We start from the raw sequence: 21,765 nt of genomic DNA on the forward strand, positions 1-21,765 counted from the left end.
GGGCTGGTGTGGTCTCATCTCGCCGACCACTAAGACCTTCGCCGACATGCAGGCATGGGTGCTTAATTCGTGTGAGACCTTTGACCCCCTCAAAGTGAACCCAGCCTCCTCTCGGCATCCCAACGCTTACGATCGGCGCGCCGCAAATTGGGCAGGCCCGCCTAAAGAAGGAGTTCTTGCTGCGTGCCTGATCGCCTCGAACAGCCCAACTGCCACGCACAGAGATCGTCAGTCCCGTCCGCAATCGGCGGGCGTGAGCTTTCCGATAATACCACCGATCTGTCATCCAAGCCCCCTTCGTTCCTCCACCCGACTGCCACTCGGCGTCGAACGCACGTAGAATCCCTGAGGAATCGCCTCTTGCACCAAACCGACGTGGGAGATCAGACCCACCGACCGGCTGCCTACGGTCAGTTCTGCAAGAACCTGAAGCACCTGATCGAGTGTCCCGGCGCCATTCTCGGTATCGAGACTGCCGAATCCTTCATCGATGAAAATAGTGTCCATCCGCACCTTGCCCGACAGGCTTTCGACCACATCGGCAAGCCCGAGCGCCAGAGCCAGCGCCGAGATGAAGGTCTCGCCCCCCGACAGGGTGGCCGTTGGGCGCGCCTTGCCGGTATTGATATCGAACACATCGATCCCAAGCCCGCGCTTGCCCCGCCCGCCCGCGCCTTCGGCCGCGCGCTCCAGCCGATAGCGGCCGCGCGTCATCGGATCGAGCCGCATATTCGCCGCCTCCAGCACCTGATCGAACATGGCCGCAATGGCAAAGGTCTCCAGCGTCATGTTGAAATCATTCTTGCCATTGGCCAGATCGGCCAATCCCCGCAGCGGGCCGGTCCCTGCCTCCAGCGCCTCGGTTGCGGCAAGCGCATCGGCCAGCGAGCCCTTGAAATCCGTCAAGCCCTCGACCGCCGTCTCCGCCTCGGCCAATGCGGTCATCGCCGCCCTTACCCGCTCCGCCGCCGCCGCTTGCACCTGCATCAACTGCCCAAGATCGGGGCGGTCACAGCCCTCGCAATCGGCCTTGGCATTCTGCAGGGTCGTGCGCGCCGCGATCAGCCCCTCCTCATGGTCACGCACCGCCTTGCGGTCATCGCCAAGCGTCGGGAAATGCAGCTTGCAGGCAGCATAGCCCGCCTCATACAGCCCAACATCATGCAGGCGGGCGGTGAAATCAGCCTGCGCCCGCGCCGCCCGCCCGGTTTGGGCCTCTTGCATCCGCTGTGCCGCCGCAAGCTGCTCCTGCGCCCGGGTCAGCGCCTCGGCAGCGGCGCGATCCCGCTCTGCCGCCCGAACCAGAGCCTCGGCAAGCCGGGTTTCTTCCCCCTGCAAAGCCGCCCGCCGGCCTGCCACGGCCTCGGGCGTGCGCAGCCCCTCGGGCAGTGCATCCACCACCGTATCGCGCCGCGCCGCCGCCCCGGCCAAGGCCTGCGCCGCCGTGTTGGCGCCGGTCCGGGCCGTGGTCGTGGCCGTCTCGGCCTGCGTAAGCTTTTGTTTCAGATCGGCAAGCCGCGCCGCCATCGCCCCAAGATCGAGCGCCGCGCCGATCGCCGTCAGCGCCGCGTCCAGCCGCGCCTTGTCAGCCTCAAGCTCTGCCAAGGGCCGCGCCGGCCGGTCCAACTCGGCCAGCGCCTGCCGCTTTTCCTCACAAGAGCGCCGGCAATTCGCCAGCTCGGTCTCGGCGCGCACCTTGGCTTCGGCGGCTGATCGAGCCGCCGTCTGCGCCTTGCGAAAGGCCTCGGTCAGACCGGATTGTTCCGGGCTGCCCTGCGCCGGTGCGGGGTGATCCGTGCCGCCACAGACTGGACAGGGTGCGCCCTCGGCCAGCTTTTCGGCCAGAATGATCGCCTGCGTGCGCGCCAGCCGCGCCTCGGCCTCGGTCAGGGCAGTCTCAGCCGCGTCAGTATCGGCAATCCGCGCCGCCAGATCGCCCGCCGCCGCATCGATCCGGCCTTCGGCCTCGGCCACCGCAGCCGTGGCCTTGGACAGCGCAGCGGCCCGTGCCAATTCATGGCCCAATCCCGCCAGCTCCGCCGTCAGCTGACCGCGGCTGGCCTCGGCCCGGCGCGCCTGCTCCAGCGCCAGATCGGCGGCGTCGCGCTGCGCCAGCAGGGATTCACGCCCGGCCTCGGCCATGGTCAGCGCCTGTGTCGCCTTGGCCGCATCCTCGCTGGCCCGCTCAAACGCCGCCTGAAAATCGGCCGCCTGCCCGACCTTTACCCCAACCTCTTGCAAAAGCGTCAGATCGGCCTGCACCGCGCGCAGCCTCTCCTCGCCGGCCCGCGCCTCCTCCAGCCGCTGCCCCGCAACATCCCGCGCCTGCCTGGCGGTTTCCAGATCCGCCGCCGCCATGGTGACCGATGCCACCGCATCGCGGCTGGCCGCTGCCGCATCATGCCATGCAGTTTCCAGATCCCGCGCCTGCAGCGCATTGCTGACGGTCTCGACCCGCTTTTCCAGCTGGCCGATCACCGCCGCCTTCGCCTCCAGATCCTCCAGCGCCTTGCGCGCCCCATCCGCCGCGACAAAGGCCTTTTCAAGCCTTTCACCCTCGGCCAGAGCCGCCCGCGCCGACAGCTGCGCCGCATCCTCGGCCTGTTGCCGGTCCCGCGCCTCCTCGACCCGGGCCGTGGCTGTGGTGATGCCGATCTCCAGCGCCTCGGCGCTTTCAAAGCCGCGCTCGATCAGCCGCGCCAGATAGAGCGCGCGTTGCTCCCGCAGCGCCCGTTCCGCCTGCGCAGCCTCATCCTTCAGCCGCGCGGCAAGGTCGCGATAGATCTTCACATCGAAAAGCTCGCGCAGGATCTCAACCCGGGCATCGGTTTTCGCCGCCAGAAAGGTCTCGAACCGGCCCTGCGGCAACAGCACGATCTGGCGAAACTGATCCGGCCCATAGCCCAACAGCTCGCGCAACTGCTTGTCGACGACCGAGACCTTTTTCTCGGCCAGAACCCGGCCCGATTGCCCCTGCCCGATCAGATCAGGCGCGATCCCCGTCACATCGAACAGCGCCGCCTCGGCCGCATCGGCGGTCATCCCGGCGCCGCGCGCCTTGGGTCGCTCCTGCGCCGGGCGGCGGCGGATCAGATAGCTTTTGGCACCCAGTTCGAACAGGAATTCCACCTCGGTGGGCAGATCCGCCGCCGCATGGTCCGACCGCAGCGAGCGCGGCTCCTGATCGGCCTTGGTCGGCGCGCCGAACAGGGCAAAGACCATCGCCGAAAACAGCGTCGATTTGCCCGCCCCGGTCTGGCCATAGATCCCGAACAGCCCGGTTTCGAGCGCGGATCGGAAATCGACGATTTCGGTGGTCGCAAAGGGGCCAAAGGCTTGCAGCGTCAGGCGGATCGGTCTCATGGCTGGTCCTCGGCCTCGGCGGCGTGTAACCTGTCGGCGGCAAGCGCCAGTTCGGCGGCATCGGGCGCCCTGCCCCGCATCGCCGCCAGAAAATCGCCAACCATATCAATGGGCGGGATCGCCGCCCGCCCTGCCCTCAAAGCCCGGGTTTCCGGCGCGCGCGCCTGCCGCGCATAGGCAAGATGGCAGGCATTGGGATAGACCGCGCGCAGCCGCTTCATCGGATCGATCAGCGGCGTCTCATCGCTCAGGATCGCCTGAATCAAATCCTCAGACGGGGTGCCGGCCAAAAGTTCGGCAAAGCTCCCGGTCAATGAGCGCACCTGCCGCTGCGGGCGAAACGGCACGGTGCGGATATCGCACCCTTGGGCATGCAGATCGACGATGGTCATGGATTTCTCCTGCCCCGCCTCATCAAAGCCAAAGGCCAGCGGCGCCCCGGAATAGCGGATATGGCGCGCACCCACCTCTTGTGGCTTGTGCAAATGGCCGAGCGCGACGTAATCGGCGCCCGCAAACACCTCGGCCGGCACGGTTTCAATACCGCCAACCCGGGTCAGGGCGCGTTCGGCCTCACCAACCGCCCCGCCGGCGACAAAGGCATGCGCAACCACCACCCAGCGCGCGCCCTCCGGCACCTGCGCCCGGGCGGCAGCGATCTGGGCCGCGATCACATCTGCGGGCGTGCTGATGCTTTCATCGCCGAACAGTTCGCGTGCGGCATATTCATAGGAAAACGCCAATGCCGAAAAGGCGACCTTGCCCTGCGCATCCTCCAGCACCAGGGGCGCCTCCACCCGCTCGGCAATCCCGCGCACCAGCACCCGCGCGGCGGTCGAAAAGACCGACATCGCCTCGATCCGGTCGCCGGAATCGTGATTTCCTGAGATCATCACCACGGCGGCGTCTGTCTTTTCTGCGACCCGTTTGAGAAACCGGTTGAACTGGCGGATAGCCGTATTGGGGGGAGAAGCCCGGTCAAACACATCGCCTGCGATCACCAGCACGTCGACCGCTTCAGCCACCAACGTCTCGACGACCTGGCTCAGGACGGCCTCATGGTCCTCATCAAGGCTAAGCCCCATGAACTGCCTGCCCAGATGAAGATCTGCCGTGTGAAGTACTCGCATCGGTATATCCAGTTTCTATACGTGTTGTTACTGTATGGACGTGGCGCGACGAGTCAAGTAGTCTTAGCTGTATGGACCTTGAATCTCTCAATCACGCGCAGCGCGAACGGATCCTGTTTCTGGATCAATGCCTTACGTGGAAAGGTCAGGCTAACCGCCGGGACTTGATGGATCGCTTTGACATTTCCACAGCGCAGGCGGCCGTCGACTTTCGAACCTATCTGTCGCTGACCCAGACACCTCCAGTCTATGATTCGACTGCGAAGGCCTATTTCTCGAACGACGAACACAGTCCGTTGTCTGATGTCAGCACCGAGCAGGTCTTTGACCTGCTCAAGGAAAAGAGCTCCCATCTCGAAGCAAGCATCCCGCTGCCCAATCGCGTCATGGACTCCGCCGTCGTCGCCCAGCTCTACCGCGCGATGGCACGCGAGAGAGATATCCAGATCACTTACACCTCAATGAACAGTGGGCTCTCCGAACCGCAATGGATCAGTCCGACACGGTTTCACTTCGACGGAGAATCCATTCATCTCAGAGCTTGGAGCCATAAGCATGGGGAATACCGTGATTATCTCCCGATCAGAATATTGAAAAAAGATAATATTGTAACGCGAGACAGGTCTTCACCGCTACCGTTTGACACGGAGTGGAACCAATTTGTGCGCTTGCGGATAGGCCCGCGTTCGGGACTCTCTGACGCGCAGGCTCGGGTCGTCCGGCTGGAGTACGGATTTCCGGAGAAGACACACATCACAATTGAAACACGAAAGGCCCTAGTGTTCTACGTTAGAAGGCGGTGGCGCCTCGATGACGATAGGGCTCGACTCCAGCTGGCGCGCATCGAAGAAGTAGATGTGTGAGAGTGCATATTTTTGCCCAGCCGGAAAACGAAAATGGCCGCGCAAGTTCTACGGATGCACCTCTTTAAAACAAGAAAATACGCACATGATCAGGCAGTAAGGAGTGCCGTTAGCATAGAGGTAGCTCCGGAAACATGTTCCGGCGATTTCCCTATTCGAATACAGTAAATCCTGCTAGAACTTCGCCATCTGTGGGGTCATAGACCACTGCCACCGCATGCCTGGCGCGGGTGAGGCCAACATAAAGTTTTGCGCGAGTTTCAGCCTTCAATGCCGATTTGTCATTCTTCAGCCAGTTCATCATTTCTTTAGTGGGATAGATAATTACGCGATCGAAGCCGAGGCCCTTGGACCGTCCAAACGTTAGGGTCGGCAGATTGGCAGATTCAATCTTTACGGTTGAACTCCATCGGAGTTGTACCGGGCGCCTCGACTCGAGATAGCGGGGCAGATCCTTTGGCCGAACGATAACAAGGCCCGCATCTACAGGGACCGGTCGTCTACAGTCGGGACATTTGCAGGCGGTCGCAGCAGCCAATTTTGGATAGAGCTTCGACGATAGTTCGCAGATGGCAGCGCTATTGCGGTGCGATGTCACGAGGCTGGTCACATCGACTTCGCAAGCGATTTTTCGGGGGAGTTCCTCCCGAATGAAGTCAGTAATACCGCCGTCCCTGTACTTTTTGAAACGGGCCTCCAGATGAGTGACATAGGTGACCTGTCGGGGATCACCTACCATGACGACGGTAGCAGCACTTCTGAAAAGTTCCATCAAAATGTCGAGGTCGTGACCCGCCAGATCCTGCACCTCATCCACGAAAATAAACGGATAAATACGGGAAAGCCGCTCGATAACAGCGCCGTCCGATACCTCGTTACACCGTATCGTCAGTCTTGACAGTTTGTCGGAATAGACGCGATTTCGACGATCGAAGTAGCAGTGCCTGAAATCTTTTTCACCCCAATACATGGGGCGGCCTTGCCGATCCCTCCCGCGGAAACCGGATCTCTGTGAAACCAGAACCATGCCGCCGACATCCCAATCGAACAACCCACCTTGAAAGGGCTTGATGCCGTGCTCGATCAGTAGACTGAACCAAGTCTGGATATGCACATTGCCCGGCACTGAGCCGTGGATCTCGAAAAATTTGCGCCGAATCTCTTCTTCGTTCGATTCTGTGTAGGTGGTGATGAGGACACGCTTTTGTCCAACCGCAAGCGCCTGCCTAACGAGGTAGGTAGTTTTCCCGGAGCCTGCAGCAGCTATGACGAGCTTATTGGTACCGATCATTAAGCGATCGCATCCAGAATATACTTTGGGTAAGTTATTGTCGTCTCCGTCGAAAAAATCTTCAGTGCGCACTCGGTCTTGTTGTTCTTCATATAACGATGAAGATTATCGATATTGTGCTTGGTACCGAACAGCGTATTGAGGATCTCTAAGCTATTAGACTTGACCAGCTTAGGCTCGAGGGTGTTATAGTTGAAGGGCTTGCCGTTGAGGATGAGGTCGCCCTTATCCTCAATAGGATCGTAGCAGATCTTAATATGATCGATATCCTTATATTTGGAGTATTTCTTTTCAAGCGCAGCAACATCCCCGTCATTGTCGGTCGCGACCACGACGGGGATCTTCAATGCCGTCGCCAGTTCGAGAAAACGCAGGAATGTAAGTCCGACCGAGATGACGTCGATCTCGTCGTCAATCGGCAGTCTTCCCCCGTTGGCATCCATATAGGCACGTTGAACGACCAGCTCGTCCGCATCGCCCTCGACAAGGATCGATTTCTTAGACAGCACGAGACGCAAAGTGTCGTAACCTGGGAGCTTGTGAAAGAAATCGCTCGCCTCTAGATCCTTGATCCGTGCGACCTTCGATTCCCGCAGCAATATCAGATGGTCCAGTCCGAGTTTATTCGCAACGAAACTGCTATGTGTGGTGATGATAATCTGCTTGCCGCTATTGTCGGTATTGATATCGCTGATGAGCTGGTTGAGCTTTGAGTGCGACAGGTGGTTTTCCGGCTCTTCGATCAGCAGTACTATCGCTTCACGGTTCTTCTTGCTGCTCAGCGCAAGGCGCGTCTTGACGATGCACTGCTCGCCCTTTCCGATATAGTGGAAAGGGACATCCTCGATAAACGTCATGAGGCTGTTTTCCCAGGCATTATGGGACGACATGTCGACCGCAATGCTAACCCTTTTCCGGCTGATCTTCGCTGCCTCTGCCAGTCTCTCATTGATAGCGCCCACATTGCCATCGGCCTTAAATGCATCTTTCAGCTTGCGATGAGCTTGGGATATCGCAACACGTTCCTTGTCGTCCAGAAACTCTTTGACGATGCGTGAGATGTACATATCCGAACCGCTCTGCACACGTGTGCTCGTTGAATCGATGAGGGCCGACTTGATAGGAATGGTGCGGGCCATCGCCGGTTGACGGGAGAATTCAGACCATTGTACCTGATAGAATTCCAAGGGTATCGAGCTAATCTCCTGGCTCTTCATCATTTCGGAATATGCATCATCATACTTATTATCGAACTCAATTGAGAAGAGTAGGCCGCGAGCCTTGTCGTTCTTCTCGGAGTTTCCGTTTCCACGTAAATCTTCCAACACATCGTTATCCCCGCCAAGATACAGTTCGATCTGGATCTCTGGCGGATCGAGAGGTTTCTTTGCAGCAACGCTGTCCAGATAGGCGCGCTCGGTCCTCCTGTTAAATAGGTATGGAGATAGTTCGTTTCGAATATACTTTCCATTCAGCATACCCGTCAGACATAGATGAATCGCTTCCAGCAGCGTTGATTTTCCGGCCTCATTGTTGCCCACAATGATGTTGACGCCCTGATTAAAATCAACTTCGAACCAACCTTCAAAGCATTTGAAATTCCTGATCTTGACCTTATCGATGTACATTGTTCATCCCACTTCCCACGAGATAACCATAGCTTACTCCAAACAAATAGGTGATCCAGAATGATTAATTATTCTGCACTGATAGTGCGGCGGAGATCTAGCCGCCCTTTTCCCTCGTTTTTCAGTCACGAGCAAAGCGCGCTCTCGGCCTCGCCGGAATGCATTTCCTTCTTGCCGTTCATTACCCATGCTGACAAAGCGACACTCTTCCTCGGTGGTCGCTCATCATAGATGAAAGCTTTAAGGAAATACGCTTGCCCTGCACGTTCTGGTCACCCACACAGCAGCTCCCCTCGTTGCTCCTGAGATTAGATCTGAAGCATCGAACCACCGTAAAGTTCCCAAACATTAGTTGATTAGTCCGACCCCAACACAACACCAGACTAGAAGGATCTTAACGCAAGGATAGTAAACATTAGCCAATCAGCTCCTAGAACCGACCGGCCTGAGGCATAAATCTCTCAACTCCGACATTACAGAGATCACATCATAATCAGGCAAGTCCATCATGGCGAAGAACTTAGAACCAAAGCCGCCAAAAGATGTTCCTATCACCCTACCTTCCGTACCATCCTTAATAATAAATCTATCGTGCAGTTTATCTGAGCTAAAGTGTCTAATATTTCTTCCACCCTTCAACTTTCCCATAACGCATTTGCGAACAGGCGACGAATAGCTATTGCTGAATATGTCAATGTGTCTCGCGCTTGCGGGAAGGATCTCCGCCAGTCCATCGGCATACTCTTCTATTGTTTTGAAAAGCTGAGATGGTTTGAAATGAAGAAAGTATGGGTCGCAGATTGTTATCTTATTCGCACCTTTGAGCCAGTCCTTGAGATCTAAAATGCCATTTCTTGCAGAACTCACGTCTCCCCGAATGATAAGGTGCATAAAGGGGGATTCTTTTTCATCACCGTCTTTGCAACCTTCAAGTGCCCCTTCCAGACTTTCCGAAAGACTCAAGAGCGCAGACTTATACTCCGCATTATTGATAAATGAATTTGAAACCTCGCCACTCTCTAAAAGCCCTCTCCATATAGAGACCTGGACTAAACAGCTTTGAACTAGCGCCCTATCCATACCGCTCCCACTCCCATCTTCGGAGGCTTCCTTGCTGTAGCATTTAATTTCGAAACATAATCTTCAAATAGTATGAAGCCTTTTCCCTTCAAGGAGCCGAAACTCTATGGCTGTGCCGCACTTTATCAGAGATGATCACTTGATCAAGCAGCCCTCAGCGCCATTGGGAGGGGCAATGGAAGGCTCACGCCCACCCTTCGGGTCAGTGGTTGTCTTGTTGGGCGATGACAGCGAACGGCAGCTACGTCCCGTATCTCTACCATCCTGACCGGGTCTTTGCTGCAGCGCATGACGAATGGCCGCTTCCGGGAATGCGGCCATGCAGCATATGTCGTGGCTGACCGGCGGCTAAGGGCCGCGCTCGCCTGTCGTGGTGAGCGAAACGGCTGACGGTGCCGAACCTGACAGTTGCTGTGGCGCAGCATGTTGCTCGGAGGCTATACCGGACCTTTACACTGTGCCTGTGCGCAGCTCGCAAAGCTCCGCGCCAGACCCCGTTGCCCACCTGCCCAAATCGGCCCAACTCAAATTCAGTGTCTCGCTCACGCTGGAAAAAAGTTGGGGTCAATGGCACGTTTGCACGAGGATACTGTCACTAAGGGGAAAGATTTTCACACGCCCTGCCGTTTGTTTTGATCGTTTCAATCAGTGCCCGCAGTCCGGACGAGACGTGTCGGCGGCCCGGATAATAGAGGCACAGGCCGGGAAATTCCGGGCACCATTCGTCCAGAACCTGCTCAAGTTTACGTTCCTGTAGGGCGTCTTCGACGAGGAAGTCCGGAACAAAAGCGATTCCGATACCGTCGATGGCGGCTTCAACCATCAGGACCTGGTCCGTCAACGTAAGCGGCCCAGCGACGTTGATCGTCTCCGCGATGCCATGGCGCTCGAACTCCCAGCGATAAATCGCACCGCTCTCGAAGCGAAAGCGGATGCAATCGTGCTGATAGAGGTCTTGGGGAACGATTGGCCGACGACGGGTGCGGAGATATTCGGGTGATCCTACTGCTGCAAACCGTACGGTATCAATGATGCGGACGGCGATCATGTCCTGCGGTACCGCTTCGGCAAGCCGGATGCCGGCATCGAAGCCTTCGGCGACGATGTCCCCTAGCCGCCCATCCGTTACAATATCGAGATGAACCTCGGGATACGCCTTGTGAAACCGGGTGAGCAGTGGGCGCAGAACCATCCGGATCGCCACATCGCTGGCGTTGATCCGGACGGTGCCGCTCGGCGTACCGCGAAAATCATCAACTTCCTGCAACGCTTCCGTGATCGAAGATATGGCCGGACGAAGCTTTCCCGCGAGCCGCTCTCCTGCCTCGGTCAACGAGACGCTACGCGTCGTTCGATTGAACAAGCGCACTCCGAGGCGCTGCTCAAGGCTCTTTACCGAGTGGCTGACCGCCGATCTGGTGACATTGAGTTCGACGGATGCCGCACGAAAGCTGCGATGGTTCGCAACGGCAAGGAACGCGCTCAGTGTGAACAGGTCGCCGGATTTAGACTGGTGAATTGTTTTCATCTCGCCATCAAGAATTGGCGAGATAGTTACGACAGTCAAGCTGGCCTAGATATGAACGACAGGAAAAGGAGAAATGCACGATGGCCAATCATGGCAACTACAATCCCGAGAAAGTTACGTTCCCCTCACATGGCGAAGACCTCGTCGGCGTCATCTATCGTCCCAAGGGAGACGGCCCGTTTCCCGCCGTCGTTCTGCTGGGACCCTATTCCTTCGAGAAGGAACAGGCCCCGACGCATTATGCAACGCGGATGGCCGACGAGGGCTTTCTGGCGCTAGTCTTCGATCCGCGCACGGTCGGCGAGAGCGGCGGGACGCCGCGACGGCTGGAAAATCCCAAGATGAAGAACGAGGACGCCGTATCGGCGCTTGACTATCTGCTTACCCGGCCGGATGTCGATTCCGGACGCATCTTCGGCCTAGGCATCTGCCAGGGCGGTCCCGAGATGCTCGACATCGCTTCATACGACGATCGCATCAAGGCGGTCGCCTCTGTAACAGGCTACTATCGCGACCGCGAGACCGACCTGTTCATGATTGCGGCCGGCGTTACGGAAAACCCGTTCGACAAGGCGAACGCCCCCACAACCGAAGAACTGGAGGCTCTGCTTGCAGCGCGTCTCGAACGCGCACGCGATGCGAAGGCTCGCTACGAGGCAACGGGCGAAGTTGTTTATCGCCCGCTGGTCGCTCCGGAGCTCGGCGATCGCGAGACGGGTTCGGAGGCGGGATTGCCGGGACCACTGGTCTGGAGCTGGTACGGACCTTGGACGCTGAAGGGTTGGGAGAACCGTTACGCTGTCATGAGCGATCTCGACCATTTCGACTATACGACCGTGCCCGGTGTGGCGAAGCTCGACAAGCCCGCCCTCATCGTTCACTCGGACATGTGCATGAACCCGGCGGCGGCGCGTCGTCATTTCGAATCGATTCCAACGAAGAACAAGAGGCTGATCTGGGAGAACGACACCAACCACTTCCAATATTACGAGCAGCCCGACGTCGTCGATCGCACGGCCGGGCATGCCGCCGACTGGTTCCGCGAACACATGGCTTGAGGGCGCAAGTGGTAATAGGGCGCGGCGCGGGCAACCCGCCGCGTCAGGATAAATTTATGGGGACAGCCCATCCTGGAGTGATGGCTGAATCCGCTATCACCACCATACTTGCCCGAATCTTGCTGCGGCAGCCGGCGAAGGGCGGCTTAGGAGGCGGCGACCGGGCAGAAGCTAAAGTAGCTGAGCGGCCGTTCAGGGCCGACCTCGCCAAGCTCCGGCCGCCCCCTGCCCCCAGCGATCCCTAGCGATCGCTGCGGCGCAGTTGTTACTCCGAGCCTTAGCTTGCGGTCGTACGTTTGTGTGACGTGTTGATCCAGGACATCCGTTCCATGAGCCGGAACTTCAGCACTTTCTTCAGCCCGCTATCGTCGAAAAAGTTAGGGGCGCTCAACGCCCTTCAGCAGCTCATCCAGTATTTCCTTGGAGATCGTCCACCATGCTTATTTTCGATGAAGCATGGACCGGATCAGCCATACACAAAAGACTGAACACTCTCACTGAATACGTTGAGCCGCGCCCTAAAAGCAGTCAGATACTCTCGAACATGCGTCCGAGGACGATAACACTAATCAGCAGCCCGACAGACAATAAAGCGCAACAGAAACCAAAGCGGTTCAGCCTCTCTTCCGCCGATGCGGCCCCACCGAGCTTCCTGAGCTTTTTGCTACGGAGAATGGCCAGGGCGGCGGCGGCCATTCCCATAAAGCTGACTGCCGAAGCGAGGAGAGTTGCCAGTAGTGCCATAGCTTCTCCTCTATATTTCAGGTCAACCGGCACGGTGAGCAAAATGCGGCATCCGGTCAAGGCCATGCGCAGATTACCCCCTTCACGACCAGCTTAGCCCGATCGGATAGGCTATCTTGAAGCTCAATGACCGCATCGCTGCGATCGAGGCCGACAGTTTACTGCGAAGCAAGATGGAAGGCAGCTTCCGAGTTTACATCAAGCAACATAGACAGAGGCCCGCTGGCAGCAAAGTGCCATATGCGGCGATCGACCGCGCCTGCACCAACGCATTGCAACGCCTAGGTTTGTTCGCCGCGCTTTGGTTTTCATACGCGGCGGCCGAGGCCGTCTTCGTCTTGCACACATCCCCGATGCCTGTGGAGGTGCAGCTTCTGGCAACAGCGCCTCAGCGGACCTCATCCTGAAAGCCCACGTCCCGTCGCAGCCTTTTCGTCAGGCGGCGCATCTCTCCAGCCAGACCAGATTGTCCCAAAGCTCAGCCGATGCGCCATCAGGGCCTTTTCCCTGACGCGAGACCTTCTCGGCCCTCAGAATGATCCAATCCTCTGGCGCATCCGCGATTACCTCCAGTTCTTCGTCCACCGTTGGGAACGGATCTGCTTTCGCCAGCATCTCCGCGCTCGCCCAGGGCGGCGGTGCCGCATGCGAGACGATCAAAAGATGGCCACCTGGCGCGACGCGTCCGGCTGCCTCCCGCAGAACCCGGGAGCGCGGCAGATCAACATGGCTCTGAAAGTAGAGCGCAGTGATCAGATCGAAAGGTCCGTCCGGCACGCCCTGCCCCAGATCCCGCGCCTCAAACCGGGCGCGGTTCTGCAGGTCGAGCGACGCGGCGCGCGCCGTGGCGCGGTCGCAGGCGACGCCCGAGATGTCGACTCCGAGGGCGTGCCAGCCCTGCGTCGCAAGCCAGATGACATCGTCGCCATTCGACGAGCCGAGATCGAGAGATCGCCCCGGGGTCAGGCCTTCCGCGATCTGCACCAGCAGCTTGCTTGGCTGCCCCGACGAAGTGCTGCGCTTCGTGCGGTAGATCTCGTCCCAATGCGTACGGGGAGCGGTGTCGGTCATGGTAGCCTCCTTGAATTTCGAACCGGCGGACTCGCAGCTATCAGCCTTGGGGCCAGACCAGCGAGCGGTGGAGCTGTGCGCCCGCCCAGGCGCCATCACCCACCGCGAGCGACACCGAATGCGGCACCCCGGCCGCATCGCCGCAGGCGAAGACGCCGGGCAGATCGGTCTCCTTCGTCTCTCCGGTCGCAATTTGCAGGCCCATCGGTGTCTCCATCAGCCTGCAACCCATTTTCGCCGCCAGATCACTGGCTGGCGTGCAGCGTGGCGCGGCGAACAGACCCGCGAAGTTCAGCCGGCGCCCGTCGGTCAGCACCACCTTGGCCTCCGCTTCGATCGCTGCGATCGGCTGCCGCTCCACTGTGACCCCGCGACGGCCGAGATCCGCTTCCGCCTCGGCATCAAGGGGCGTGACGCCGTTGGTGAACAGGGTCGTCTCACCCCATTCCGGCAGCAGTTGCGCCTGGTGGACCGACATCGGTCCCGTGCCGATAACACCGATGCGACCCTGGTTCAGCTCGTAGCCATGGCAATAGGGACAATGAAACACCGACCGCCCCCAGCGATCCGCCAGCCCCGGGACCATTGGCAACTCGTCCCTCACCCCGGTTGCGAACAGCAAGCGGCGCCCGCGATGCTGGATCCCCCCGGCCGTCTCCACCACGAAATCGTCCTTCTGCCCCGAGGCGGCGATCACCCGGTCTTCGATCCATTCGAGCGTCGGATAGGCGGTCAGCTGATCGCGGGCACTCGTATGGATGACCGCCGGATCGACCCCATCCTGCCCCAGAAACCCATGCGAGTGGCTGGCAAACCGGTTCCGCCGCTCTCCGGCGTCGATGATCAGCACTTTGCGCCGGGCACGCAGAAGCTGCAGGGCGGCTGCCATTCCGGCGTAGCTGCCCCCGATCACGATCACATCCTGCATCTGGTCTAATCCCTGGTTGCGCGCCTTTCCGCATGCCGCCGCGCGAAATCGGCGGCCAGATCGGCGAGGGTTACATCGGCGAAGCGGTCGAGCAGCAGCGCCTCCGCCTCGAGGAATGCTTTGTCGAGCGCGGCATTCACCGCCTGCTCCACAAGGCATTCCGGAGTTTCATTGCGATTGCCGATCGCGAAGATCGCGGGCTCGCCCAGTGCCGCATGCAACTGGCGCAGGCTGACGGTCTTCAGATCGGCGCTGATGCGCCAGCCTCCCGAATGCCCCCGCTCGGCAGAGACCAGCCCCGCCTCGCGCAAGAGCCCCATCGTGCGGCGCACGACGACGGGATTGGCCCCGAGGCATTGCCCCAGGGTCTCAGAAGTCATCGGCCCGTCATGCTCTGCCATATGCAGCAAAGCATGGAGGACGGAGGAGAGACGGCTGTCACGCTTCATGTAACTATACATGTTACGATTCAGAGCGAAGGTCAAGCCTGATGCCGAAATCTTATTGTGCCAACCTCCGGCGCTGACTTGCCACAAAGGCTCTATATCCAGCAGATCTTGGCCGGGCAGTGAAGCCGCTCTCGCTCACGTCGCCCTGTGTCGCCCGGCACTTGCTACCGTCAGCCCGTTGTCCCCGAGGGCCTCCTCGAGCGCCTGACGCCCACTGCCCGCGAGCCAGGAACGCAGGCTGAGCAGCTCCGGATTGATCTCGCGCATGGCATCAAGATCGACCACCTCCGAAAGCGGGCCATCTTCCAGGCTTTTGGCCATGTGCGCGAGATCCGCGTTTGCGGCGAGTACCTTATCTGGGAAGCGTTCATAGGTGATCTGACGGCCCGCAATCTCAGAGAACGCCACCTCAAGCTCGCGCCCGGTCACCCGGTCGCTGGCAATCTTCATTGTCTTGCCGCCGAAACGGGCCCCGTCGGCAAATACGGCCGCGGCAAATTTGCCGATATCTTCCACCGCGGTCAGGTGAATCGCATGATCCCGCCGGATCAGCGACACTAGGCGCCCCTGATCCAGGCCGAAGCCGGGCCGCACCAGCATCTCCATGAAGATCATCGGCCGGATGATGGTGGTCGTGATGGGAAGGTCTCGGAAATGCGCCTCGATACGGGGCTTGGCGTCGAAGCGCGGCACGCCTGTCAGCACATCCCCCGCGCTGGCGCCCGAAGAATATATGAAATGCCCGATGTCGGCACCGGCAGCGATATCCGCAATCGCCACCCCATGGCGGACTTCGTCTTCAGCGGTCAGGTTCCCCGGCAATACGCTGAAGACGCCATAAGCGCCTTTCATGGCCGAGCGGATAACATCCCTGTCCTCGAAAGAGCCCTGCACTAGTTCAACACCCTCATCCCGCAGCTTCAGGGATGCGGTCCCCGTGGCGTCCAATACAAACGCACGAACCGGCCGCCCTGCCCTCAGCAAGGCCTTGACGACAGATCCTCCCTGTCGCCCGGTGGCGCCGAAAACCAGAATGGGTCTTTTGTCATCGATCATGGGATACCCTCGCATGGAACAAGGGCTATCCATATATACCAACATAAACTTGCCGGAAGACGGCACATTTTCCTGCATCAGGCACAAGGATGATACCCTTGGACGAACAGATACATGCCGACACACCACAAGGGTTCGAGAACAGTCGAGTGTTCCGCCCCGTTCCATCAAACGGCGTCTGTGCGCTCATGAGTGACAAGTGGACTGTCCCGGTCCTTTGGCGGCTTTCGCTCGCAGAGGGACATCGGCTCCGCTTCTCAACGCTCAAGAAGGAGGTCGATGGCGTGACGCAGCGCATGCTGACACTTACGCTCCGCAACCTTGAGCGCGATGGGCTGGTTGCCCGCTATTACTTCCCGGAAGTACCGCCGCGCGTCGAATACGAGCTCACCGATATGGGGATCGGCGCCTTGCGCGCCCTTGAGAGGTTCAATTTCTGGATCCGCGACAACCTACAGACCATCAGGGAACACCGCCGCGCTTACGACGAAGTTGGTTCGTAAGCCTTTATCATTCAAACCCTTCACGAGAAACATACGCCCCCTCGCCGCGTTTGACCAAACGCCCGGCTCAAAGCACGACGCTATGCGACATCAATCGCTCTCGAGCTCTCGATGTCGAACAAGACGCACCCTTCCTCAGACCGGCACGTCCTCGGGCACCAACCGAGCAACCGACATCGCATATTGCCCCGGCGGTTGGCCGACCTCGCGGGCAAAAGCCGTGTTGAATGCGCTGGCCGAGCCATAACCCAGGGCAGCGCCGATCTCGGCCAGACTGCCGTCCCCTCGCCGCAGCCGGTCCCTGGCGAGGCTCATCCGCCAGCCGGTCAGATAGGCCATCGGCGCAAGCCCGAATTCGCGCTCGAACCGGGTAAAGAAGGCAGAGCGTGACAGGCCCGCAGAACGGGCCAGTTCCGCCACCGTCCAGGATCGCGCCGGATCGGAGTGCATGGCGCGTAAGGCGATGGAAAGGTGCGGATCACCAAGCCCCCGCAGCAGGCCCGGCGGGGCGGTGATGCCGCTGGATGCGCGGAAAGCCTCGATCAGCAGAACCTCCAGCAGCCGTTCCAGCACCACCTCGCGCCCGGGCCGTGTTGCCCGCGCCTCATCGGCGACGAGGCGGATCAGCATCGCAAGCCGCGCCTCGCCACGGATGACAACCAGATCGGGGAGCAGTGTCAGCAGCAGCGTGGCATCCCGCGCGCCAAAGGTGCAATGGCCGACAAGCTGCTGCGTCGTGACAGGCAGATCAGGATCGCCGATACGCACCTGCCCGGGCGCGAGCAACACAGGCTCGGAGAACTGCCCCTTTGGCAGGACGGGATCAGGGCTTGAGATCGTGAAGCGCCGGGCGGCCGGGATCAGCGCGAAGTCACCCTCCTCCAGCAGGATAGGCGGGCGCCCGTCCACTTCAAGCAGCGCCTGCCCTGCAAGCGTCAGGTTGTAGAAGACGATGCTGTCCTCATCCCGGCGCACCCGCCAGGCACCAGAAGCGCTGGCGATCTTGGCATAGGGCGCGCCGGGGCGAAGCAAGGTCACGATCTCGGTCAGCGGATCGGTCATGGCCAGCTCAGTTTGGACTTTCGATAAATCATCTCGGACTTCGGATTATAGGTCGTCGACTACGGGATGGCTAGATCGGGAGGGCAACTGAGAGAGGACTTCCCCATGCCCACCATTCTGATCACCGGCTGCTCCTCGGGCTTCGGCCTGGAGACCGCCCGGCATTTCCTGGCCGAAGGCTGGAACGTCATCGCGACGATGCGGACCCCGAAAGCTGATATTCTTCCTGCCTCCGAGCGGTTGACGATCCTGCCACTGGACGTCACCGACGCCGCAAGCATCGCCTCGGCGGTGGCAGCCGCAGGCGAGATCGACGTGCTGTTGAACAATGCAGGTATCGGCTGGCTGAACGCGGTTGAAGGCACGCCGATCAACGTCGTGCGCGACATCTTCGAGACCAATACCTTCGGCACCATCGCCATGATCCAGGCTGTGCTGCCGCAGTTCCGCACACGCCGCGCGGGGGTGATCATCAACGTGACCTCCAGCGTGACGCTGAAGAATTACGACCTGCTGTCGGTCTATACCGCCAGCAAGGCTGCCGTGAATGCGCTGACCGAGGTGATGGCGCTGGAACTCGCCCCGTTCGGGATCCGCGCCCATGTCGTACTGCCGGGCCAGGCGCCGGGCACCGCCTTTGGTGCCAATGCCCGCGAACGCCTGACGCAGGCCGGCGGCTTCCCGGTACCCTATGCAGAGATGGTTCAGGCGGTCTTCGCGCGGCTAGCCAGCGGGTCAGAAGACGAACTGACCAGGGCAGAAGATGTGGCCGCGGCGATCTGGCGCGTCGTGACTGACCCGACCGCGCCCATGCGTGTACCTGCGGGCGCCGATGCCGTGGCGTTGTTCAAGGGCTGAGGCTGGACAGCGACGCGCTGAAGCTCAGCGCGGCACGGCGCTGAAGTTGTTCCCCGAGCGGCGCAGATGTAGAATCTGCGCCGTCAGGCCGACCACAAGCAAGACGATCAGTGTGCCGAGCGCGCCGAGCAGGATCGGCGAGTCCGGTCCCTTCGCGATGGGATTGCCATTTGGCACCCGGGTCAGGGTCTCGTTGACCGTAGGCACCAGCAACAGAAAGACCGTCAAACTCAGAAAGATGGTCTCAAGGTAACGGGCGGCGCGGCCAAGTGCCGATACGCGCCCGACCGTATAGCCTGCGACAAGCAGCACCAGGGTCACGACGGCGATCCCGATACTGACCGGCTGTTTTGCGATCAAAAAGACCGTCAGCCCGCCGATCGCCATGAAGATGAACCAGGCCACACCCGCACCGGATCGGGGCAGGATCCTCCCGTGGCGGGCAAGCATCCAAAGCGCAAGTGGAATGGCGGGCAAGCTGCCAAGCGTATGCAGCCAGCCCAGGGGAGAGATCCCGAACATGGTATTTTCCTGAGATGATATTGGTTGGAGGGATGCCGCCGATGTCTGGCGGGAGTGGCGACAGCCGGGCTGCGGCTGTCGCGGATACCGGGGCTTAGGCTCAGAGCAGAGTCAGACCAACTGCGACGTTGTTACGGGTGGCGTTGGAATAGGGACAGGTCTGGTGCGCGGCCTCGACCAGCTTTTCCGCTTCTTCGCGCGCAATTCCCGGGAGGCTGATCTCCAGATCCGCCGTGATGCCGAAGCCGCCCTCGCTGCGCGGCCCGATCCCCACGGTTGCTGTGATTGCGGCGTCCGCGGGAAGCTTCACCTTGTGTTGCCCCGCCACGACTTTCAGTGCGCCGAGGAAGCAGGCGGCATAGCCTGCTGCGAAGAGTTGTTCGGGATTGGTGCCCGGGCCGCCGGCACCGCCGAGTTCCTTCGGCGTCGACAGCACAACCTCGAGTCTGCCGTCTTCACTGCGGGCCTGCCCCTCACGGCCGCCGGTTGCGGTGGCTTTGGTGCGATAGAGAACCTGGACTGACATGGTCGTCTTCCTTTCTATTTCTCGATAATACTTATTGCGATAATATTCTTTAGGTCGCCCGCCCGACCCTGTCCAGCTTTTTATTGTCGCGATAACGAGTTTCGTGATAAGCAGCCTCATGGCCCATGATCTGACCCTCGAAGACCAGCTCTGTTTCTCGCTTTATGCGACCTCCATGGCGATCAACCGCCTCTACAAGCCACTGCTCGACCAGTTGGGGATAACCTATCCGCAATATCTGGTGCTGAGCGTGCTTTGGGAGGAGGACGGCCGCGGCGTCGGCGCTATAGCGACGCGACTGGATCTGGAGCCGAGCACGATCACGCCGCTGGTCAAGCGGCTGGAGGCAGCCGGTATGGTCACCCGCACCCGCCGCCCGGATGACGAGCGCAGTGTCTCGGTCGCGCTGACCCCGCGCGGGGCAGCGCTGAAGAGCGAGAGCCGTTGCCTTGGTGAAGCCCTGTTTACAAAGGCGGGCATGGCCGCAGAAGAGATGATCGCGCTCAACCGCAAGGTTCGGGATTTGCACGACGCCCTGACGGGCAGAACAAGCAAAATATAAGCTCTCCGAGGGCGACCGATCCCTCCGCGCTGACACGTGTGCCCGCAGACGCTGAGGCTATAGCCCTGTTCAAAGGTTGTGGTCGGCCTCAGGGCGCAGAAGACATCGTCGTCCTACGCCCCCCCATCCTTCTCTTTCCTTGCGGGCACCCGCTCTCATGCTCCTATCGACGCACGTCGCGGACGAAGACTCGTCATCCTTTAGTCAGATTCCAAACTAACTCAGGGTCGAAAACTACGCTGCACCCCGCCAGACCACGAAATTCTGCGATCAAAGCATGAACATGAATTGCACACGACAGAGAGCAACACACTGATTTAAAAAAGAAAAACACCCAATCCATCATCGGGGCGACAGATAGCCTACAACTGCCGAAAGTATATTGTTTTTGTTCAATTTTATGCGATACGGCGGTCATGCAATTCATCTCATTTTTGGCCGATTCAGGCCTATTTACGTCCATTTCTGAATTTAGCATGACGCGAGTCATACGGATTCGGATGGAGTCATATATGGCGTCGATTGTTGGACGGACCAGAAAGGACGGCTCGACCGTCTACTTAGCACAAATCGTACGCAGGGGCCACGGGTTCCAAGAATCGCGGTCCTTTAACAAGGAGAAAACCGCAAAAAATTGAGCTAAGAAGCGCGAGGCCGAGATTGACGCCATGATCGCGGATGGCCTCAAGCCCAAGACGACGAAAACGCAGAAAAAGACGCTTGGTGACACCATCGACAAGTACACCGAAGCGTCCATGAAGGCCATCGGCAAGACCAAGACGCAGGTCCTGCGGACGATCCGCAAGGAATACGATATTGCCGAAAAGCGTTGCGATCAGATCGACTCCACAGGGATCGTCAAATTCGCGCAGGAACTACACCTGCACCCCGGATTGGACTCACCCGCCACCGTCTTGAACTACCTGTCGCACCTGTCAGCGGTCTTCACTCATGCGCCCGCCCTGTGGGGCTTCGACCTCGATCCCCACGAAATGAAAAAGGCGATGGGGGCAGTCAAGCACATAGGAGTTGCCGCCCGACCTAATGAAAGGGACCGACGCCCGACGCTACAAGAACTCGACAGGCTGATGGCATACTTCGCCACTGCTTCGGCGCACGACTCCCGAGCTATTCGGGTGCACCGGATCGTCGCATTCGCCATCTTCTCGACACGGCGGCAGGCCGAAATCTGCCGCATCACATGGAAGGACTACAAGGCCGAAGATGGCCGGGTGATGGTCCGCAAAATGAAGAGCGCCGGCGACAAGGGCGGACTGGATACTTGGGTGGAACTGCCGGCCCCCTGCGGCGCGATCATCGCCGGGATGCCTAGCGCCAAGGCGGCGATCTTCCCGTTCAATGGTGACAGCCCCGGGTGCCAGCCGAAAGAACCTCCACTGTCGTCTCCCTGGAGAAAATCCATGCCAGTAATCCCCATGGTCCGGTGAAGCGATCACGAGGAAAGCCCGCAGGGGCCTGTATCCGCCAAAGCGGCGGTCCCTGGTGATACCGTTTGCTACCGGCCCCCTTTGTGCGGGTTTCC

Annotated in this window: 21 protein-coding genes; 7 read left to right on the plus strand and 14 right to left on the minus strand. The window is 59.7% G+C overall.

What is annotated here, in order from left to right; all coding sequences use genetic code 11:
- Positions 1 to 282: 282 nt before the first annotated feature.
- Entirely contained in the window at positions 283 to 3,363 is a 3,081-nt protein-coding gene (locus DRF71_RS19125) for an AAA family ATPase (RefSeq protein ID WP_112312177.1), read from the minus strand.
- Complete coding sequence (locus DRF71_RS19130) at positions 3,360 to 4,493, minus strand: exonuclease SbcCD subunit D (RefSeq protein WP_112312178.1); 1,134 nt, start codon at positions 4,491 to 4,493, stop codon at positions 3,360 to 3,362. Before DRF71_RS19130 ends, DRF71_RS19125 begins: the two co-directional genes overlap by 4 nt.
- A 71-nt stretch (positions 4,494 to 4,564) precedes the next feature.
- On the opposite strand from DRF71_RS19130, the gene DRF71_RS19135 reads away from it, so the two are divergent.
- A complete protein-coding gene (locus tag DRF71_RS19135; RefSeq protein WP_112312179.1) occupies positions 4,565 to 5,356 on the plus strand; it encodes a WYL domain-containing protein in 792 nt (263 codons plus the stop codon).
- A gap of 151 nt (positions 5,357 to 5,507) precedes the next feature.
- Here the strand turns inward: DRF71_RS19135 and DRF71_RS19140 are convergent, their stop codons facing one another.
- The 4 genes from DRF71_RS19140 to DRF71_RS19150 all read right to left on the minus strand — a co-directional run bounded on the left by DRF71_RS19140 (position 5,508) and on the right by DRF71_RS19150 (position 10,883).
- The gene (locus tag DRF71_RS19140) at positions 5,508 to 6,647 is read right to left on the minus strand and encodes a UvrD-helicase domain-containing protein (protein ID WP_112312180.1); all 1,140 of its coding nucleotides are present in this window, start codon (positions 6,645 to 6,647) and stop codon (positions 5,508 to 5,510) included.
- On the minus strand, positions 6,647 to 8,275 hold the full coding sequence (locus DRF71_RS19145) for an ATP-dependent nuclease (RefSeq protein WP_112312181.1): 1,629 nt from the start codon (positions 8,273 to 8,275) through the stop codon (positions 6,647 to 6,649). Before DRF71_RS19145 ends, DRF71_RS19140 begins: the two co-directional genes overlap by 1 nt.
- 423 nt (positions 8,276 to 8,698) lie before the next feature.
- Positions 8,699 to 9,355 (minus strand): hypothetical protein, encoded by a 657-nt coding sequence (locus DRF71_RS27550; protein ID WP_157971172.1) that lies wholly within the window; start codon positions 9,353 to 9,355, stop codon positions 8,699 to 8,701.
- 595 nt (positions 9,356 to 9,950) lie between these two features.
- The gene (locus DRF71_RS19150) at positions 9,951 to 10,883 is read right to left on the minus strand and encodes a LysR family transcriptional regulator (protein ID WP_112312182.1); all 933 of its coding nucleotides are present in this window, start codon (positions 10,881 to 10,883) and stop codon (positions 9,951 to 9,953) included.
- Between the two features lie 80 nt (positions 10,884 to 10,963).
- Here DRF71_RS19150 and DRF71_RS19155 point away from each other — a divergent pair, with 80 nt between their 5' ends.
- Positions 10,964 to 11,941, plus strand: coding sequence for an alpha/beta hydrolase (locus DRF71_RS19155; protein ID WP_112312183.1), 978 nt, complete (start codon positions 10,964 to 10,966; stop codon positions 11,939 to 11,941).
- Positions 11,942 to 12,469: 528 nt separating this feature from the next.
- Here DRF71_RS19155 and DRF71_RS19160 read toward each other — a convergent pair.
- Positions 12,470 to 12,685, minus strand: coding sequence for a hypothetical protein (locus DRF71_RS19160; protein WP_232831591.1), 216 nt, complete (start codon positions 12,683 to 12,685; stop codon positions 12,470 to 12,472).
- A 116-nt stretch (positions 12,686 to 12,801) separates the two neighbouring features.
- Between DRF71_RS19160 and DRF71_RS19165 the strand changes: the two genes are divergently transcribed.
- On the plus strand, positions 12,802 to 13,092 hold the full coding sequence (locus DRF71_RS19165) for a hypothetical protein (protein WP_112312185.1): 291 nt from the start codon (positions 12,802 to 12,804) through the stop codon (positions 13,090 to 13,092).
- Positions 13,093 to 13,120: 28 nt separating this feature from the next.
- Here DRF71_RS19165 and DRF71_RS19170 read toward each other — a convergent pair whose 3' ends face one another.
- The 4 genes from DRF71_RS19170 to DRF71_RS19185 form a co-directional block, all read right to left on the minus strand.
- Complete coding sequence (locus DRF71_RS19170; protein WP_112312186.1) at positions 13,121 to 13,756, minus strand: class I SAM-dependent methyltransferase; 636 nt, start codon at positions 13,754 to 13,756, stop codon at positions 13,121 to 13,123.
- Positions 13,757 to 13,796: 40 nt separating this feature from the next.
- Positions 13,797 to 14,684, minus strand: a complete 888-nt coding sequence (locus DRF71_RS19175) for an NAD(P)/FAD-dependent oxidoreductase (protein ID WP_112312187.1) — start codon at positions 14,682 to 14,684, stop codon at positions 13,797 to 13,799.
- A 5-nt stretch (positions 14,685 to 14,689) separates the two neighbouring features.
- Positions 14,690 to 15,145, minus strand: coding sequence for an RrF2 family transcriptional regulator (locus tag DRF71_RS19180; protein ID WP_456300090.1), 456 nt, complete (start codon positions 15,143 to 15,145; stop codon positions 14,690 to 14,692).
- Positions 15,146 to 15,268: 123 nt separating this feature from the next.
- On the minus strand, positions 15,269 to 16,189 hold the full coding sequence (locus DRF71_RS19185; protein WP_112312189.1) for an NmrA/HSCARG family protein: 921 nt from the start codon (positions 16,187 to 16,189) through the stop codon (positions 15,269 to 15,271).
- Between the two features lie 98 nt (positions 16,190 to 16,287).
- Here DRF71_RS19185 and DRF71_RS19190 point away from each other — a divergent pair, with 98 nt between their 5' ends.
- Positions 16,288 to 16,692 (plus strand): winged helix-turn-helix transcriptional regulator, encoded by a 405-nt coding sequence (locus DRF71_RS19190; RefSeq protein ID WP_232831592.1) that lies wholly within the window; start codon positions 16,288 to 16,290, stop codon positions 16,690 to 16,692.
- A 135-nt stretch (positions 16,693 to 16,827) separates the two neighbouring features.
- Here the strand turns inward: DRF71_RS19190 and DRF71_RS19195 are convergent, their stop codons facing one another.
- On the minus strand, positions 16,828 to 17,754 hold the full coding sequence (locus DRF71_RS19195; RefSeq protein ID WP_112312191.1) for a helix-turn-helix transcriptional regulator: 927 nt from the start codon (positions 17,752 to 17,754) through the stop codon (positions 16,828 to 16,830).
- 105 nt (positions 17,755 to 17,859) lie between these two features.
- Here DRF71_RS19195 and DRF71_RS19200 point away from each other — a divergent pair, with 105 nt between their 5' ends.
- Positions 17,860 to 18,612 carry an SDR family oxidoreductase gene (locus DRF71_RS19200; protein ID WP_112312192.1) on the plus strand — a complete coding sequence of 251 codons (753 nt, stop codon included), beginning with the start codon at positions 17,860 to 17,862 and terminating at the stop codon, positions 18,610 to 18,612.
- Positions 18,613 to 18,636: 24 nt separating this feature from the next.
- Here the strand turns inward: DRF71_RS19200 and DRF71_RS19205 are convergent, their stop codons facing one another.
- Both DRF71_RS19205 and DRF71_RS19210 read right to left on the minus strand, forming a co-directional pair.
- On the minus strand, positions 18,637 to 19,017 hold the full coding sequence (locus DRF71_RS19205; protein ID WP_232831593.1) for a hypothetical protein: 381 nt from the start codon (positions 19,015 to 19,017) through the stop codon (positions 18,637 to 18,639).
- Between the two features lie 217 nt (positions 19,018 to 19,234).
- On the minus strand, positions 19,235 to 19,780 hold the full coding sequence (locus DRF71_RS19210) for an organic hydroperoxide resistance protein (RefSeq protein WP_456300091.1): 546 nt from the start codon (positions 19,778 to 19,780) through the stop codon (positions 19,235 to 19,237).
- On the opposite strand from DRF71_RS19210, the gene DRF71_RS19215 reads away from it, so the two are divergent.
- Positions 19,779 to 20,222 (plus strand): MarR family winged helix-turn-helix transcriptional regulator, encoded by a 444-nt coding sequence (locus DRF71_RS19215; protein ID WP_112312195.1) that lies wholly within the window; start codon positions 19,779 to 19,781, stop codon positions 20,220 to 20,222. The genes DRF71_RS19210 and DRF71_RS19215 overlap by 2 nt on opposite strands.
- Before the next feature lie 668 nt (positions 20,223 to 20,890).
- A complete protein-coding gene (locus DRF71_RS19225; RefSeq protein WP_112312197.1) occupies positions 20,891 to 21,670 on the plus strand; it encodes a hypothetical protein in 780 nt (259 codons plus the stop codon).
- Positions 21,671 to 21,765: the final 95 nt, after the last annotated feature.

The sequence above is a fragment of the Pseudogemmobacter bohemicus genome (genome assembly GCF_003290025.1).
GTDB classification, from domain to species: Bacteria; Pseudomonadota; Alphaproteobacteria; order Rhodobacterales; family Rhodobacteraceae; genus Pseudogemmobacter; species Pseudogemmobacter bohemicus.

What these genes read in the sequence shown, in the direction of transcription:
- DRF71_RS27550 (WP_157971172.1), bottom strand. Translation starts at nt 9,355, where the DNA reads ATGGATAGGGCGCTAGTTCAAAGCTGTTTAGTCCAGGTCTCTATATGG.
- DRF71_RS19215 (WP_112312195.1), top strand. Translation starts at nt 19,779, where the DNA reads ATGGCCCATGATCTGACCCTCGAAGACCAGCTCTGTTTCTCGCTTTAT.
- DRF71_RS19210 (WP_456300091.1), bottom strand. Translation starts at nt 19,780, where the DNA reads ATGAGGCTGCTTATCACGAAACTCGTTATCGCGACAATAAAAAGCTGG.
- DRF71_RS19195 (WP_112312191.1), bottom strand. Translation starts at nt 17,754, where the DNA reads ATGACCGATCCGCTGACCGAGATCGTGACCTTGCTTCGCCCCGGCGCG.
- DRF71_RS19185 (WP_112312189.1), bottom strand. Translation starts at nt 16,189, where the DNA reads ATGATCGATGACAAAAGACCCATTCTGGTTTTCGGCGCCACCGGGCGA.
- DRF71_RS19175 (WP_112312187.1), bottom strand. Translation starts at nt 14,684, where the DNA reads ATGCAGGATGTGATCGTGATCGGGGGCAGCTACGCCGGAATGGCAGCC.
- DRF71_RS19140 (WP_112312180.1), bottom strand. Translation starts at nt 6,647, where the DNA reads ATGATCGGTACCAATAAGCTCGTCATAGCTGCTGCAGGCTCCGGGAAA.
- DRF71_RS19130 (WP_112312178.1), bottom strand. Translation starts at nt 4,493, where the DNA reads ATGCGAGTACTTCACACGGCAGATCTTCATCTGGGCAGGCAGTTCATG.
- DRF71_RS19225 (WP_112312197.1), top strand. Translation starts at nt 20,891, where the DNA reads ATGATCGCGGATGGCCTCAAGCCCAAGACGACGAAAACGCAGAAAAAG.
- DRF71_RS19170 (WP_112312186.1), bottom strand. Translation starts at nt 13,756, where the DNA reads ATGACCGACACCGCTCCCCGTACGCATTGGGACGAGATCTACCGCACG.
- DRF71_RS19200 (WP_112312192.1), top strand. Translation starts at nt 17,860, where the DNA reads ATGCCCACCATTCTGATCACCGGCTGCTCCTCGGGCTTCGGCCTGGAG.
- DRF71_RS19155 (WP_112312183.1), top strand. Translation starts at nt 10,964, where the DNA reads ATGGCCAATCATGGCAACTACAATCCCGAGAAAGTTACGTTCCCCTCA.
- DRF71_RS19145 (WP_112312181.1), bottom strand. Translation starts at nt 8,275, where the DNA reads ATGTACATCGATAAGGTCAAGATCAGGAATTTCAAATGCTTTGAAGGT.
- DRF71_RS19125 (WP_112312177.1), bottom strand. Translation starts at nt 3,363, where the DNA reads ATGAGACCGATCCGCCTGACGCTGCAAGCCTTTGGCCCCTTTGCGACC.
- DRF71_RS19180 (WP_456300090.1), bottom strand. Translation starts at nt 15,145, where the DNA reads ATGTATAGTTACATGAAGCGTGACAGCCGTCTCTCCTCCGTCCTCCAT.
- DRF71_RS19160 (WP_232831591.1), bottom strand. Translation starts at nt 12,685, where the DNA reads ATGGCACTACTGGCAACTCTCCTCGCTTCGGCAGTCAGCTTTATGGGA.
- DRF71_RS19135 (WP_112312179.1), top strand. Translation starts at nt 4,565, where the DNA reads ATGGACCTTGAATCTCTCAATCACGCGCAGCGCGAACGGATCCTGTTT.
- DRF71_RS19150 (WP_112312182.1), bottom strand. Translation starts at nt 10,883, where the DNA reads ATGAAAACAATTCACCAGTCTAAATCCGGCGACCTGTTCACACTGAGC.